This window comes from Actinomycetospora aurantiaca (assembly GCF_037401875.1).
GTDB classification, from domain to species: domain Bacteria; phylum Actinomycetota; class Actinomycetes; order Mycobacteriales; family Pseudonocardiaceae; genus Actinomycetospora; species Actinomycetospora aurantiaca.
Genome location: NZ_JBBEGN010000002.1, coordinates 431,026 through 445,210, shown reverse-complemented (window position 1 = coordinate 445,210; position 14,185 = coordinate 431,026). Strand labels below are relative to the sequence as shown.

Genomic DNA, 14,185 nt, shown 5'->3' with positions numbered 1-14,185 from the left:
GGACCTTTTCGCGATGCCGATCGGACCGCATCTCACCCATGCAAAGCACTCAAGTCGCGGAACGAAGTAGGCGCCACTCGATCGGGTAACCGGCGAATCCCTCGGCGGGGTCGCCCCGTTAGAGTTCTTGTCATCCGGTCACACCGTCCGTGAGATCGGAAAACACGAACGCGGTTCCCCGATACCGAATCGGGGACCACACACTCACGAGGAGAACGAATGCTGGTCAAGAAGGCGGGAATGGTCGTCCTCGGTGCCGCGGCGGGTGTGGCGGCGCTCTCCGGGACTGCTTTCGCCGGCGAGGCGCAGGCCTCCACCGGGCACGGCCACAGCTGGGACCGCGGCCACGACCACCACCACGGCGACCGTGACAACGACCGCGACCGCGACATCCGCTTCAACGACAACGACGTCCGCTTCAGCGACGACGACTTCAGCCCGTCGGCCAGCAACGAGCAGGGCTTCTTCGGTGACCAGACCGGCCTGGTGAACCTCGGGAACACCAACGTCCAGGCGCCGATCAGCGCCGTCGTCGACATCCTCGGCGGCGTCACCGCCTGATTCACCCACGACGGCGGGTGCCGAGGTCCTGGGAGCGGACCGGCACCCGCCGTCGTGCGTTCCACGTGCGCTCGCACCGGCGCGTCCGTGCCCATCGGGGGATGGCACGGACGCGCCGGTGCGTCGTGCTGCGGTCAGCCGCCGAAACGGCGATTGCGGTCCGAGTAGTCCCGCAGCGCCCGCAGGAAGTCGATGCGCCGGAACTGCGGCCAGAACGCCTCGGTGAAATAGAACTCCGAATAGACCGACTGCCACATCAGGAATCCCGACAGCCGCTGTTCCCCCGAGGTCCGGATCACCAGGTCCGGATCCGGCTGGCCGGTCGTGTAGAGGTGCTCGGCGATGTGGTCGACGTCGAGGACCTCCGCGAGCTCCTCGATCGAGGTCCCCGCCTCCGCGTGGCGCAGCAGGAGCTTGCGCACCGCGTCGGCGATCTCCTGCCGGCCCCCGTAGCCGACCGCGGCGTTGACCTGCATCCCGGTCCGTCCCGCGGTGGACTCCGCGGCGGTGGCGAGGCGGGTGGCGGTCGCCGCCGGCACGAGGTCCGGGGCGCCGACGATGCGCAGCCGCCAGTCCCGGTCGGGCGCGGCGAGCCCCTCGACCGCCGTCGCGATGATCTCGAGCAGGGCCTCGAGCTCCTCCGGCGGGCGGCCGACGTTGTCGGTCGAGAGCAGGAAGAGCGTGACCACCTCGACGCCGGCCTCGTCGGCCCAGTCGAGCATGTCGACGATCTTGCGCGCGCCGACCCGGTGCCCGTCGCTCGGGTCGGTGAGGCCGACCTCCTTGGCCCACCGGCGGTTGCCGTCGAGGATCACCCCGACGTGCCGGGGCGGGTGGGCCGCGGCGACCTTGCGACGCAGCCGCCGCTCGTAGAGCGAGACGGCCACCTCGCGGATGTTGTCCCGGACGCTCACGGGCGGCCAGGTTACGCCGCCACACCCGGGCCCCGACCCCCTCGTCACCCGCCGGACGGCGAGAGTTCGTCGGTTTCTCAGGTCCCTGCCCTACGCTCACCCGCGTGAGCGTCGCCGAGATCGCGCCGCCGCCCGAGACGCCCGTCAAGCCGCGTCTGCGGGGCTGGCTGCACCTGTGGTCCTTCGCCGTCGGCATCGCCGCCGGCGCCACCCTCATCGCCCTGGCCGGGTCCACCGTGTCCGGCGAGGCCGCCGCCGCGGTCGCGGTCTACTCCGCGACGGTGCTGGGCGTCTTCGGCGTCAGCGCGCTGTACCACCGCCGGTCGTGGTCCTCGCCGCGTGCGCGGACCACGATGAAGCGGCTCGACCACGCGATGATCTTCGTGTTCATCGCGGGGACGTACACGCCGTTCGCGGTGCTCGCCCTGCCCGAGGTCACCGGGCTCGTCGTCCTGGCGATCGTGTGGGTCGGGGCGCTCGCGGGTGCCGCACTGAAGCTCGCGCGCCCGCACACCCCGCGGTGGGTCGGCGTCCCGATCTACCTCGCCCTGGGCTGGGTCGCGGTGTTCGTCCTGCCCGACCTGCTCCACCGCGGGGGTGTGGCGGCGTTCGTGCTGCTCGTGGTCGGCGGGGCCTTCTACACCCTCGGGGCGCTGGGCTTCGCCTTCCGGCGACCGACCGGCTGGCCGCGCACCTTCGGTTACCACGAGTTCTTCCACGCGGCGACGGTGGTCGCCGCGATCTGCCATCACATCGCGATCTGGCTGATCCTCTACGCCTGATCCCCTGGCTCGCCGGTCCGGTCGGGGTCCTCGTCGCCCTCCGACGGCGGATCCAGGCGCGGCCCGCGCGTCCGTAGCTCGTCGACGGTGCTCATCGCCTCGCGCAGCTCCGCGAGCCACGGCTCGGTGTGCTCCCCGACCAGGGCGACCGCCCAGGCCAGGGCCTCCGAGCGCGAGCGCGCGACCCCGGCGTCGACCAGCGTGTCCAGCACCCGCCGCTCGGGCTGGCGCAGGCGGGTCATCACCGGCACCGACAGCGTCGTGAACAGCTCCTCGACCCCGCCGTCGTCGTCGGTGATGCGCGCGCCCCACGCGACCTTGCGCCCGTAGCGGTGCTCGGCCTGGCGCGCGATCTCCATCCGGTCCTCGCGGGTCTCCTCCCGGAACCGGCTGATGCGACCGACCGCGCCGGCGGCCCGCGCCGCGGCGTCGCCCTCCACCTCGGGCGCGGTCAGCCGGCCGACGATCAGGATCTCCTCGCGGTCGACCGTGATCTCGGGTGCGTCGACGAACCAGCCGTCGGGCAGCCGCCCGGCCAGCCAGGCCTCGAGGTCGTCGGTCCCCGGGAGGTCGTTCGCGGGGCGTCCGCCCCGGCCCACGCGTCCGCCGCCGCCCGGTCGTCCCCGGTGTGCTCGTCCCACCATCATCATCGGCTCCTTCATCGTGCGATGCGCTGATTACAGCATTACGCAAGTGCCGCGGTCGAGGCGGTTCGCGGTGAGCGGACGCACCCGCCTCAGCCCGTGTGCAGCGCCCCGGCCAGCTCGTCCGGCGTCGTGGCCGGTCGGTCGCAGACGAAGCCCCGGCACACGTAGGCCGCCGCGGCCCCGTCGACCAGCGGACGGTCCGCGAGCAGCGGCACGCCGGGCGCGGAGGGCTCCCCGGCCACGACGACCGTCCCCCCGGGCGCCCGGCGGCGGGCGACCGCGACGAGGGGCTCCCGCTCCTCCGGGCTCGCGCCCACCACCGCCACCTGCAGCGGGCCCGCCAGGGCCGCCTCCGCCGCGCTCGCCCAGCCCCCGGCGAAGCGCGCGTGGCGGGCCAGCAGCGTCCCCGCGGTGGTCAGCGCCGCGTCCGCGGCCTCCCGGTAGCGCGCCGAGGGCTCGGGACCGACGAGGACGGAGGCGGTGAGCAGGGCCGAGGTCAGCACCGACAACCCGCACGGCGTGGCCCCGTCGGTGATCTCGCGCGGGCGCGTGACCAGGGCCTCCGCGTCGTCCGCGGTGTCCCAGAACAGCCCGGGGTCGGCGTCGGCGAAGTGCTCCAGCGCCAGGTCCAGCAGGCGGCAGGCCTCGTCGAGCCAGCGTGCCTCGCCGGTGGCCTGGTGCAGGGCGAGCAGCCCCTCCGCGAGCGCCGCGTGGTCCTCCAGGACCCCCGGCGCGTCCCCGACGACCCCGTCACGCGAGGTCCGGCGCAGCCGCCCGTCGACCAGGTGCACCGCGAGCAGCATCCCGCCGGCCCGGCGGGCGGCGGCCAGCAGGTCCGGCCGGCCGAGGGCCCCCGCGGCCTCGACGAGGGCGGTGATCGCGAGCCCGTTCCAGGCCGCCACCACCTTGTCGTCCCGGGCCGGCTGCGGCCGCTGCGCCCGGGCGGCCAGCAGCGCCCGGCGCACGGACGACCACCGGGCGACGTCGTCCGGGTCCGCCGGCATCTGCAGCGTCGAGCGGCCGTGCTCGAAGGTGCCCTCCGGGGTGACCGCGAGCAGCTTCGCCGCCCACCGGCCGTCCTCCGGGCCCAGGACGTCCTCGAGCTCGGCGGGCGACCACACGTAGGTCGAGCCCTCCTCGCCCGCGGCGTCCGCGTCGAGGGCCGCGGCGAACCCGCCGTCGGGAAGGCGGAGGTCGCGCAGCAGGAACGCGGCGGTCAGCTCCGTGACGTGCCGCGCGAGCCCACCGACCGTCCGCGCCTCGTGGGCGTAGCTGCGCAGCAGCAGCGCGTTGTCGTAGAGCATCTTCTCGAAGTGCGGCACCACCCAGCCGGCGTCGACCGAGTACCGCGCGAAGCCACCCGCCAGCTGGTCGAACAGGCCGCCCCGGGCCATTCGCTCGTGGGTGCGGGTGACCATGCGCCACGCCGCGGCGCTGCGGGTGCGCTCGTGGTGGCGCAGCAGGAACTCGCAGACGCTGGACGGCGGGAACTTGGGCGCCCCGCCGAAGCCGCCCGCGCCCGCGTCGAACTCCGCCTCCAGCGACGCCACCGCCCCCGCGAGGACCTCTGCGTCGACCTGCGCCGCGGGCAGCGAGCGGGCCACCCCGGCGAGCCGCGCGGCGATGCCGGAGGCGGCATCCCGCACCGTGTCGCCGTCGGTCTCCCACGCCCGGACCACGGCCGCGAGGAGCTGGGTGAACGACGGCATGCCGCCCCGCGGCTCGGCGGGGTAGTAGGTGCCGCAGTGGAAGGGCTCCCCGGTCGGGGTGAGGAAGCACGTCATCGGCCAGCCGCCCTGGCCGGTCATCGCCTGGGTGGCCTCCATGTAGACCGCGTCGACGTCGGGGCGTTCCTCCCGGTCGACCTTGATCGCCACGAAGCGGTCGTTGACGAACGCCGCGACCTGCGGGTCGGAGAACGACTCGTGTGCCATGACGTGGCACCAGTGGCAGGCCGAGTAGCCCACCGAGAGCAGCACCGGCACGTCGCGCTCGCGGGCCTCGGCGAACGCCGCCGGCTCCCACGGGCGCCAGTCGATGGGGTTGTCGGCGTGCTGGCGCAGGTAGGGGCTGGTCGAGTCGGCGAGCCGGTTGGCCATGCCCGCGATGGTCGCACGGCGTCACCGGGCGGTTCCGCCGGAGGCGTCAGCCCTCCGGGCTGCTGCGTCCTCGAGGTGACGGGGTGTCGACCGTCGGCGCCGGGGGCGGATCCGTCGTGTCGGTCGGCGTCCGCCCGTCGGTCTCCTCGGGGGCCGGTGGGTCGAACGACTCCGGCACGTTGCGCAGCCGCTTGGTCATCGACCGGATCAGCAGCGCGGTCGCGATGCCGAGCAGCAGGATGACCACCAGCGCGATCGGCGAGGTCTTGCCGAATTCCTCGCCGCGGTCGGCCCCCGGGGCGGGCGGCGGCGCCTGCGCGAGGAACACCACCACCGAGGCGGGGAGCAGCGCGGTCACGGCGTCAGCACCCGCTCGCGCACGCCGGCGAACAGGTCGCCGTCCTCGGAGGACTCGGTCTGCGCCGGGTCGCCCACGAGCGAGCGGGCGAGCTCGTAGTCCTCGGTGGGCCACACGCGCTGCTGGAGCTCCATCGGCGTCTGGAACCAGCGCCCGTTCGGGTCGATCTGCGTGGCGTGCGCGAGCAGCGCCCGGTCGCGCACCGGGAAGTACTCCGCGCACCGCACCCGCGTGGTCACCCGCGTCCCCGGGTCGGGGCGCGACGAGGTGTCCCAGTTCTCCAGCCACTCCGCGTACGGCGACTCCTGACCGGCCGCCAGCAGCGCCTCGTGGAAGGCCACGACGCGGGCCCGGGAGAACCCGTGCGAGTAGTACAGCTTCAGCGGCTGCCACGGCTCGCCGGCCTCGGGGAACCGGTCCGGGTCGCCGCACGCCTCCCACGCCGCGATCGAGACCTCGTGGCAGCGGATGTGGTCGGGGTGCGGGTAACCGCCGTTCTCGTCGTAGGTCACCACGACGTGCGGCCGGAACTCGCGCATCACCCGCACGAGCGCCTCGGTGGGCACCTCCAGCGGCTCGAGGGCGAAGCAGCCCTCCGGCAGCGGCGGCTTCGGGTCGCCCTCGGGCAGCCCCGAGTCGACGAAGCCGAGCCAGCGGTGCTCCACCCCGAGGATCTCGGCCGCCCGGGCCATCTCCGCCCGGCGCACCCCCACCATGTCGGCGACCACCTCGGGGCGGTCCATCGCCGGGTTCAGGATGCTGCCGGCCTCACCCCCGGTGCACGTCACGACCATGACCTCGACGCCCTCGGCGACGTAGCGCGCACACGTCGCCGCGCCCTTGCTCGACTCGTCGTCCGGGTGCGCGTGGACCGTCATCAGACGCAGCTGCTCTCCCACACCGACCATCATCCCCTCACCCCCCGACAGCCTGCCCGCAGGCTGGGCCGAACGGCCCCGCGATGCGGGATCACCGCAGGTGGCGAAGGCCGTGTGACTTTCTCCGGAGATCCGGGAACCTCCCGGCGGAGAAGTTCGTACCGGACCCGCGCGGCCCCGACCGTGTTAGTGTCCACCGACACGGCCCGCATGCCGCGGGTCGTGTTTTTCCGTCTGTGGGCGTCCTCGTCCGGGCACCCGCCCGGCCGCCGCGCCTGCAGGCCGCCGCCCCGTGCCCGCGGGACCGGACCTCCGAGGAGTTGATCGCCGTGACCGAGACGCAGACCCAGGTGACCTGGCTGACCCAGGACGCCCACGACCGCCTCAAGGCCGAGCTCGACGACCTGGTGGGGCAGCGTCCCGCGATCGCCCAGAAGATCAACGCCGCCCGCGAGGAGGGCGACCTCAAGGAGAACGGCGGCTACCACGCCGCCCGCGAGGAGCAGGGCGTCATGGAGGCGCGCATCCGCCACCTCCAGGAGCTGCTGCACACCGCGAAGGTGGGCGAGACGCCCACCGAGTCGGGGACCGCCGTCCCGGGCACCGTGCTCACCGTCCGCTTCGAGGGCGACGACGACACCGAGACCTTCCTGCTGGGCTCCCGCGAGGAGGGCTCGCACGGCGACCTCGAGGTCTACTCGCCGAACTCCCCGCTGGGTTCCGCGCTGATCGGCGCCAAGGCCGGCGACACGGTGAGCTACGACCTCCCCGACGGCGGGTCCATGGAGGTCACGCTGGTCTCGGCGGAGCCCTACTCCCCCTGACGACTCCTCACGCCGCCCCCTCCGCGACCACCCAGCCCCCGTCGCGGAGGGCCGCGAGGATCGTCGCGCGGTGGTCGTCGCCGCGCGCCTCGAGCGTCAGCGCGACCTCGACCGTTCCCAGGACCAGCGGTCCGAGGTCGGCGGACGCGTCGATGCGGCGGTGCTCGACGTCGACGACGTTGCCGCCGAGCCGGCCGACGAGCGCCAGCAGGTCCGCGAGGTAGCCGGGCCGGTCGGGGATGCGCACCCGCAGCCCTGCGTAGCGCCCGGCCGCGACCATGCCGCGGCGGACGATCTCGGTGAGCATCAACGGGTCGACGTTGCCGCCGGAGACCACGGCGACCACCGGTGGCTCGAACCGGCCCGGGTACTCCGAGAGCGCCGCGACGGCGGCGGCCCCGGCCGGTTCGACGAGCAGCTTGCTGCGCTCGAGGCACTGCAGCACCGCCCGCGCCAGGGCCTCCTCGCTCACCGTCACCACCTCGTCGACCTGCGCCCGGACCTGCTCGAAGGTCACCTCGCCCGGCCGGGGCACCGCGATGCCGTCGGCGATCGTCGACCCGGTGACGGTGGTGGGCGCGCCCGCGCTCAGCGACGGCGGCCACGCGGCCAGGCCCTCGGCCTGGGCCCCGACCACGCGGACCCCGGAGCCGTGCAGGGCGGCCGCGATCCCGGCGACCAGCCCGCCCCCGCCGGTGCAGACCACGACGGTCCGCGCGTCCGGGACCTGCTCGGCGATCTCCAGCCCGACGGTGCCCTGGCCGGCGATGATGTCGGGATGGTCGAAGGGGTGGATGAGCACCGCCCCGGTGCGCTCCGCGAACGCGGTCGCCTCGAGGGGGTGGCCTCGAAGGTGTCGACGAGCTCGACGCGGGCCCCGTAGCCACGGGTGGCCGCGAGCTTCGGCAGCGGCGCACCGGCGGGCATGAACACCGTCGCCTCCGTGCCCAGCAGGCCCGCGGCGAGGGCGACACCCTGCGCGTGGTTGCCGGCGCTGGCCGCGACCACGCCGCGGGCGCGCTCGGCGTCGGAGAGGCGCTGGATGCGGCGGTAGGCGCCGCGCAGCTTGAAGCTGCCGGTGCGCTGGAGGTTCTCGCACTTGAGGTGCACGGGTCCCCCGACGGGACCGGCCAGCACCCGCGACGGCTCGACCGGGGTCCGGCGCACCACCCCGTGCTGGTCGGCGCGGGCCGCCTCCACGTCCGCACGGGTCACGAGGGTCGGCACGCCGTGCATGGTGCCCCACCCCGCGCGAGTTCCCGGCGGAGAGGTGACGTCGCCGACCGGTTCGGCCCCGCGGTCGGCGGGCACTCGATCCGTGTCCGGGCCGCCCGGACGGCCGGTCGCCGCGCGGTCGTCGACGCCGGCGGACCCGGCCGAACCGACGCCGTCCCGCCGACGGACGTCGTGGGTAGCCTGTGGTGACAGCGTGAGATTCAGGGGGAGGGCGCCCGATGGAGACGCGACGTCGCGCCGCCCGGCTGGGGCTGATCGCGCCCCTCGTCGTCGCCGCGGCCCTCACCGGCGCGGCCGTGCTCACCGTCGAGGGCGCCGGCTGTGATGATCCCGGTCGGCTCGTCCCCACCCTGCACGGCCCCGTGTTCGTCGGCGGCTGCGGGGTGCCCGCGCTGGTGACGCCCGGCCACCCCGTCCCCCACGGCACCGCGGAGGACGAGGCGGACGCCCGCCGCGGCTAGAGCGTGCCCAGGGCCGTCAGGAGGTCCTCGACGAGGTCGTCGGCCTCCTCGATGCCCACCGAGAGCCGCACCAGGTCCGCCGGGACCTCGAGCGGGGACCCGGCCGTCGACGCGTGCGTCATCGCGCCCGGGTGCTCGATCAGCGACTCCACGCCGCCCAGCGACTCCGCGAGGGTGAACACCGTGGTCGCAGCGCAGAGCTTCCGCGCCGCCTCCTCGCCGCCCGCCATCCGGATCGACACCATGCCGCCGAAGCGGCGCATCTGCTTCGCCGCCACCTCGTGGTTCGCGTGCGTGGGCAGGCCCGCGTAGAGCACCTCGGAGACCGCCTCGTGCGCGCCGAGGGCCTCGACGACCCGCTCGGCGTTGTCGCAGTGCCGGTCCATGCGGACGGCGAGGGTCTTGATGCCGCGCGTCGTCAGGAAGCAGTCGAACGGCGAGGGCACCGCCCCCATGCCGTTCTGCAGCCGCGCGAGGTCGGCCGCGAGCTCCTCGTCGGAGGTGATCACCGCACCCCCGACCACGTCGGAGTGCCCGCCCAGGTACTTGGTCGTGGAGTGCACCACCACGTGCGCGCCCAGGGCCAGCGGCTGCTGCAGGTAGGGCGAGGCGAAGGTGTTGTCGACGACGAGGCGGATGCCGGCGCCGTCCGCGACGGAGGCCAGCGCCGGGATGTCGGCGATGGACAGCAGCGGGTTGGTGGGCGTCTCGCACCACAGCATCCGGGTCTCGGGCAGGATCGCCGCCCGCACCGCGTCGACGTCGGAGAGATCCACCGCGCTGAACCGGACGCCCCAGTCGACGAGGACGGTCGACACCAGCCGGAACGTCCCGCCGTAGGCGTCGATCGGGATGATCACGTGGTCGCCCGGACGCAGCGCGGCCCGGAAGAGGGTATCCTCGGCCGCCATCCCGGAGGCGAACGCGCGGCAGAAGCGGCCATCCTCGAGCGCGGCCAGCTGGGTCTCCAGCGCCGTGCGCGTCGGGTTGCCGGTGCGGGCGTACTCGTAGCCCGAGCGCAGCCCGCCGACCCCGTCCTGCGCGAACGTCGACGTGGCGTGCACCGGGACGACGACCGAGCCGGTCGTCGGGTCCGGCTCCTGGCCGGCGTGGATGGCGCGGGTGGCGAAACCAGTCACGGTTCCCGAGTGTCCTCTACCGGCCCGCGAGGAACGCGAGCACGTCCGCCCGGCTGACGATGCCCGCCGGGCGCCCGTCCGAGATGACCAGCAGGCCGTCGCCGCCCTGCAGCTTGTCCATCGCGTTCGACAGCGCCTCGGAGATGCCGACGGTCGGGAGCGCCGGCGCCAGGTGGTCGGAGACCTTGTCGGTGAGCTGGGCCTTCCCGGTGAACAGCTTGTCCAGCAGGTCCCGTTCGGTCACCGCCCCGCGCACCTCGGCCATCATCACCGGCGGCTCGGCCTGCACGATCGGCATCTGGGACACGCTGAACTCGCGCATGATCGAGACGATGTCCGAGACCGTCTCGTTCGGGTGCCCGTGCACCAGGTCCGGGATGGACCCGTCCTTGCCCCGCAGCACGTCGCCGACGGTGTACTCCGTCGTGTCCGCGCCCAGGAAGCCGTAGGACTGCATCCACTGGTCGTTGAAGACCGTGCTCAGGTACCCGCGCCCGCCGTCGGGCAGGAGGACGACGACGACGTCGTCGGGCCCGAGCTCCTCCGCCAGGCGCGCCGCGGCGACCGTCGCCATCCCGCACGAGCCGCCCACGAGGAGCGCCTCCTCCCGGCCGAGGCGCCGGGTCATGTGGAAGGAGTCCGCGTCCGAGACGGCGATGATGCGGTCCGGGACCCCGCGGTCGTATGTGGCCGGCCAGAAGTCCTCGCCGACCCCCTCGACGAGGTAGGGCCGGCCGTCGCCGCCGGAGTACACCGAGCCGAGCGGGTCGGCGCCGACGATCTGCACCCGTCCGTCCGAGGCCTCCTTGAGGTACCGCCCGGTCCCGGAGATCGTGCCGCCGGTGCCGACGCCCGCGACGAAGTGCGTGATCCGTCCCTCGGTCTGCTCCCAGATCTCCGGGCCGGTCGACGCCAGGTGCGACGCCGGGTTGGCCGGGTTCGCGTACTGGTTGGGCTTCCACCCGCCCTCGGTCTCCCGGGCCAGCCGGTCGGACACCGAGTAGTACGACTCGGGGTGGTCGGGCTCCACGGCCGCGGGGCAGACCACGACCTCCGCGCCGTACGCGCGCAGGGCGTCGCGCTTGGCGGGCGAGACCTTGTCCGGGCAGACGAAGATGCAGTGGTAGCCGCGCTGCTGGGCGACGATCGCGAGCCCGATGCCGGTGTTGCCCGACGTCGGCTCGACGATCGTGCCGCCCGGCTTCAGCTCGCCCGAGGCCTCCGCCGCGTCGATCATCTTCTCCGCGATGCGGTCCTTGACGCTGCCGCCGGGGTTGAAGTACTCGACCTTCGCGAGCACCAGCGGCGCGTCCGGCCCCGTCGGCACGACCTTGTTGAGCTTCACCAGCGGGGTGTGGCCGACGAGGTCGGCGATGTGCTCGGCGTACTGCATGGCCCCATCCTGCCGAACACGGGCGACCCGGACGTGGCTGTACGGGGAATCACCGCCGACCGGGGTGCGACACCGTGCCTAGGGTGCAGCTCATGGCCACTCCCGACGCCGTGATCGTGTCCGCCGTCCGTTCCCCCATCGGCCGCGCCCGCAAGGGCACGCTCGCCGGCATGCGCCCCGACGACCTCGCCGCGCAGATGGTGCGCGCCGCCCTGGACGCGGTACCGTCGCTGCCGCCGGGCGAGGTCGAGGATCTGATGCTCGGGTGCGGCCTGCCCGGGGGCGAGCAGGGCTACAACATGGGCCGCATCGTGGCGGTGCAGCTGGGCCTGGACACCGTCCCGGGCACGACCATCACCCGCTACTGCTCGTCGTCGCTGCAGACCGTGCGCATGGCCGCGCACGCGATCCGCGCCGGGGAGGGCGACGTCTTCGTCGCGGCCGGGGTGGAGGCCGTCTCGCGCTTCGAGAAGGGCTCCTCGGACGGCCTGCCGAACACGCAGAACCCGCTGTTCGACGAGGCGCAGGCCCGGACCGCGCAGGCGGCCGCCGAGGGTGCCTCCGGGTGGCACGACCCGCGCGCCGACGGCCTGCTGCCCGACGCCTACATCGCGATGGGCCAGACCGCGGAGAACGTCGCGCTGGCCGAGGGCGTCTCCCGCGAGGCGATGGACCGGTTCGCGGTGCGCTCGCAGAACCTCGCCGAGCAGTCGAACGCCGACGGGTTCTGGGCCCGCGAGATCACCCCGGTGACGCTGCCCGACGGGTCCGTCGTCGCCGCGGACGACTCCCCGCGCGCCGGCACCACCTACGAGGCGGTCGCGGACCTCAAGCCGGTCTTCCGCCCCGACGGACGCATCACCGCCGGCAACGCGTGCCCGCTCAACGACGGCGCCGCCGCGCTCGTGGTGATGTCGTCGACCCGCGCCGCCGACCTCGGCATCACCCCGCTCGCCCGGGTGGTCTCCACCGGCGTCACGGGGCTGTCGCCCGAGATCATGGGCCTCGGCCCGATCGGGGCGTCGCAGCAGGCGCTCGGCCGCGCGGGGCTCACGATCGACGACGTCGACCTCGTCGAGATCAACGAGGCCTTCGCCGCGCAGGTCATCCCCTCCGCCCACGGCATCGGGCTCTCGGACTCCGCGATGGAGGCGAAGCTCAACGTCCACGGCGGGTCGATCGCGGTCGGGCACCCGTTCGGCATGACCGGCGCCCGCATCGCGACCACCCTGCTCAACGGCCTGCGCACGAAGGACGCCACGATCGGGCTCGAGACGATGTGCGTCGGCGGGGGCCAGGGCATGGCGATGGTCCTCGAGCGGCTGTCCTGACGCCGGGTGCCTGCTCCCCTCCGGTGTCAGCAATGGCCCATCGCTGACACCTGACGTCAGAACGGCGCCACTCGCGCATCGCGGCCGAGGTCCCGCCGTCGCGCGAGTGGCGCCGTTCGCACACCTGACGTCAGGAACGGTCCATTGCTGCCACGAGGTGGTGCCGCCCCCACGCACGACGAAGGGCCGCCCCGGACGATCCGGGACGGCCCGTCGTGCGCGCCGCGACTACTCGCCGCGGAAGTAGCTCAGCAGCCGGAGGATCTCGATGTAGAGCCAGACCAGCGTCGTCATGAAGCCGAACGCGAGGTACCAGGCGAACTTCGCCGGGACCCCGGCCTTGACGGCCTGGTCGGCCTGGTCGAAGTCGAGCAGCAGCATGAACGCGCCGACCGCGATGCAGACGAGCGAGAAGATGATCGCGAGCGGACCGCCGTCGCGCAGGCCGATGCCACCGGTGGTGAAGAACGACACCACGAGGTTGACCAGCATGAGCACGACGACGCCGATGGCGGCGCCGATGACCATCTTGGTCAGGCGGGGCGTGACCCGGATGGCCCCGGTCTTGTAGACCACCAGCATCCCGATGAAGACGCCCACCACGCCGACGATGGCCTGGAAGCCGATGCCGGCGTAGCTGCTGCTCGACGTCTCGAGGAACCCGGTGATCGTGCCCAGGGCCAGACCCTGGGAGACCGAGTAGGTCAGGACGAGCGCCGGGTTGGCGCTCTGCTTGAAGATGATGATCAGGGCGACGACCAGACCCACCACGAAGCCCGCGATCCCGAGGATCGGGCTGAGCAGCATCGCGGCGCCGATGCCCACCGCGATGGTGATGACCGCGTTCAGCGCGGTCTTCTGGACGACGTCGTCGACGGTCAGCGGCCGGTCCGAGGCTCCCGTGACCGGGGGCTGCCCCGCGGGACCTCCCCCGAAGCCACCGCCCAGGCCCGCCGGCGCGTCACCGAACCGCGCGTACCCACCGGGTGACGTCGGCAGGTTCTTGAACGCCGGGTTGCTGCTGGTGCGCACTCGTCCTCCTCCACGTGCGTCGAGGCGGTCACTCGACCGCTCTCGTCCTCATCAACGCGCGACCCGGGCCCCGGGTTCCCGCGCGGGTAAACGAATCTTTGCACTGAACTCGGCGATCCGGACAGACCGGGCGGCGCGCTGCGTGACGGTGTCCAGCATACGGGGGAATCCGGACACCCCGATCGGCCCGCGCAGGCATGGAACCTCGCGACGCGGGTCACTCTGCCGGTGACCGCACACCCGAGAGCACCGGGAGGTTCGTCGTGGCAGGCCTCGGCGACATGGTGAACAAGGCCAAGGAATGGGCCGGGCAGAACCCCGACAAGGCCGACGGCTACGTCGACAAGGGTTCCGACGCCGTCAAGGGCAAGTTCGCCGGTCACGACCAGCAGATCGACCAGGCCTCGCAGAAGGCCAAGGACTACCTGCACGGGCCACAGGGCGAGCAGGCCCCGCCCCCGCCGCCGGAGGGCGGGCAGCCGCCGCCCCCGCCGCAGCAGTAGGCCCACCGACACCGACGGCCGGCGCCC

General features: G+C 73.6%; 14 protein-coding genes and 1 pseudogene. 6 read left to right on the top strand and 9 right to left on the bottom strand.

Annotated features, from left to right (window positions below):
- Window positions 1-219: 219 nt before the first annotated feature.
- Window positions 220-561: a hypothetical protein gene (locus WCD74_RS06730; protein WP_337694056.1), complete on the top strand. Its 342-nt coding sequence runs from the start codon at window positions 220-222 to the stop codon at window positions 559-561.
- A gap of 134 nt (window positions 562-695) precedes the next feature.
- On the opposite strand, the gene WCD74_RS06725 is transcribed toward WCD74_RS06730, so the two are convergent.
- Complete coding sequence (locus WCD74_RS06725) at window positions 696-1,475, bottom strand: isoprenyl transferase (protein ID WP_337694055.1); 780 nt, start codon at window positions 1,473-1,475, stop codon at window positions 696-698.
- Between the two features lie 104 nt (window positions 1,476-1,579).
- Between WCD74_RS06725 and trhA the strand changes: the two genes are divergently transcribed.
- On the top strand, window positions 1,580-2,257 hold the full coding sequence (trhA, locus tag WCD74_RS06720; protein WP_337694053.1) for a PAQR family membrane homeostasis protein TrhA: 678 nt from the start codon (window positions 1,580-1,582) through the stop codon (window positions 2,255-2,257).
- Here trhA and abmR read toward each other — a convergent pair.
- The 4 genes from abmR to mca form a co-directional block, all read right to left on the bottom strand.
- Entirely contained in the window at window positions 2,248-2,901 is a 654-nt protein-coding gene (abmR, locus tag WCD74_RS06715; protein ID WP_337694266.1) for an ATP-binding transcription factor AbmR, read from the bottom strand. The two genes, trhA and abmR, sit on opposite strands and share 10 nt — an antisense overlap.
- A 92-nt stretch (window positions 2,902-2,993) precedes the next feature.
- Window positions 2,994-5,003: a thioredoxin domain-containing protein gene (locus WCD74_RS06710; RefSeq protein WP_337694052.1), complete on the bottom strand. Its 2,010-nt coding sequence runs from the start codon at window positions 5,001-5,003 to the stop codon at window positions 2,994-2,996.
- A gap of 46 nt (window positions 5,004-5,049) precedes the next feature.
- Window positions 5,050-5,361, bottom strand: coding sequence for a hypothetical protein (locus WCD74_RS06705; RefSeq protein ID WP_337694051.1), 312 nt, complete (start codon window positions 5,359-5,361; stop codon window positions 5,050-5,052).
- Window positions 5,358-6,269 (bottom strand): mycothiol conjugate amidase Mca, encoded by a 912-nt coding sequence (gene mca / locus WCD74_RS06700; RefSeq protein ID WP_337694265.1) that lies wholly within the window; start codon window positions 6,267-6,269, stop codon window positions 5,358-5,360. The genes WCD74_RS06705 and mca overlap by 4 nt, the downstream gene beginning before the upstream one ends.
- Window positions 6,270-6,568: 299 nt before the next feature.
- Here mca and greA point away from each other — a divergent pair, with 299 nt between their 5' ends.
- Window positions 6,569-7,063, top strand: a complete 495-nt coding sequence (gene greA, locus WCD74_RS06695; RefSeq protein WP_230734079.1) for a transcription elongation factor GreA — start codon at window positions 6,569-6,571, stop codon at window positions 7,061-7,063.
- 7 nt (window positions 7,064-7,070) lie between these two features.
- Here the strand turns inward: greA and WCD74_RS06690 are convergent.
- Window positions 7,071-8,299 (bottom strand): annotated as a pseudogene (locus WCD74_RS06690) (threonine ammonia-lyase).
- A 218-nt stretch (window positions 8,300-8,517) separates the two neighbouring features.
- On the opposite strand from WCD74_RS06690, the gene WCD74_RS06685 reads away from it, so the two are divergent.
- On the top strand, window positions 8,518-8,760 hold the full coding sequence (locus WCD74_RS06685; protein WP_337694050.1) for a hypothetical protein: 243 nt from the start codon (window positions 8,518-8,520) through the stop codon (window positions 8,758-8,760).
- On the opposite strand, the gene WCD74_RS06680 is transcribed toward WCD74_RS06685, so the two are convergent.
- Together WCD74_RS06680 and WCD74_RS06675 are read right to left on the bottom strand one after the other, a co-directional pair.
- Window positions 8,757-9,899, bottom strand: a complete 1,143-nt coding sequence (locus WCD74_RS06680) for a cystathionine gamma-synthase (RefSeq protein WP_337694049.1) — start codon at window positions 9,897-9,899, stop codon at window positions 8,757-8,759. The genes WCD74_RS06685 and WCD74_RS06680 overlap by 4 nt on opposite strands.
- Window positions 9,900-9,915: 16 nt before the next feature.
- Window positions 9,916-11,292, bottom strand: a complete 1,377-nt coding sequence (locus tag WCD74_RS06675) for a cystathionine beta-synthase (protein ID WP_337694048.1) — start codon at window positions 11,290-11,292, stop codon at window positions 9,916-9,918.
- Window positions 11,293-11,384: 92 nt separating this feature from the next.
- Between WCD74_RS06675 and WCD74_RS06670 the strand changes: the two genes are divergently transcribed.
- A complete protein-coding gene (locus WCD74_RS06670; RefSeq protein ID WP_337694047.1) occupies window positions 11,385-12,623 on the top strand; it encodes an acetyl-CoA C-acetyltransferase in 1,239 nt (412 codons plus the stop codon).
- Between the two features lie 228 nt (window positions 12,624-12,851).
- Here the strand turns inward: WCD74_RS06670 and WCD74_RS06665 are convergent, their stop codons facing one another.
- Window positions 12,852-13,655, bottom strand: coding sequence for a Bax inhibitor-1/YccA family protein (locus WCD74_RS06665; RefSeq protein ID WP_337694046.1), 804 nt, complete (start codon window positions 13,653-13,655; stop codon window positions 12,852-12,854).
- Window positions 13,656-13,918: 263 nt separating this feature from the next.
- On the opposite strand from WCD74_RS06665, the gene WCD74_RS06660 reads away from it, so the two are divergent.
- Window positions 13,919-14,158 carry an antitoxin gene (locus tag WCD74_RS06660; protein WP_337694045.1) on the top strand — a complete coding sequence of 80 codons (240 nt, stop codon included), beginning with the start codon at window positions 13,919-13,921 and terminating at the stop codon, window positions 14,156-14,158.
- The last annotated feature ends 27 nt before the right edge of the window (window positions 14,159-14,185 follow it).

What these genes read in the sequence shown, in the direction of transcription:
- WCD74_RS06730 (WP_337694056.1), top strand. Translation starts at nt 220, where the DNA reads ATGCTGGTCAAGAAGGCGGGAATGGTCGTCCTCGGTGCCGCGGCGGGT.
- abmR (WP_337694266.1), bottom strand. Translation starts at nt 2,901, where the DNA reads ATGGTGGGACGAGCACACCGGGGACGACCGGGCGGCGGCGGACGCGTG.
- WCD74_RS06710 (WP_337694052.1), bottom strand. Translation starts at nt 5,003, where the DNA reads ATGGCCAACCGGCTCGCCGACTCGACCAGCCCCTACCTGCGCCAGCAC.
- mca (WP_337694265.1), bottom strand. Translation starts at nt 6,269, where the DNA reads ATGGTCGGTGTGGGAGAGCAGCTGCGTCTGATGACGGTCCACGCGCAC.
- WCD74_RS06685 (WP_337694050.1), top strand. Translation starts at nt 8,518, where the DNA reads ATGGAGACGCGACGTCGCGCCGCCCGGCTGGGGCTGATCGCGCCCCTC.
- WCD74_RS06675 (WP_337694048.1), bottom strand. Translation starts at nt 11,292, where the DNA reads ATGCAGTACGCCGAGCACATCGCCGACCTCGTCGGCCACACCCCGCTG.
- WCD74_RS06670 (WP_337694047.1), top strand. Translation starts at nt 11,385, where the DNA reads ATGGCCACTCCCGACGCCGTGATCGTGTCCGCCGTCCGTTCCCCCATC.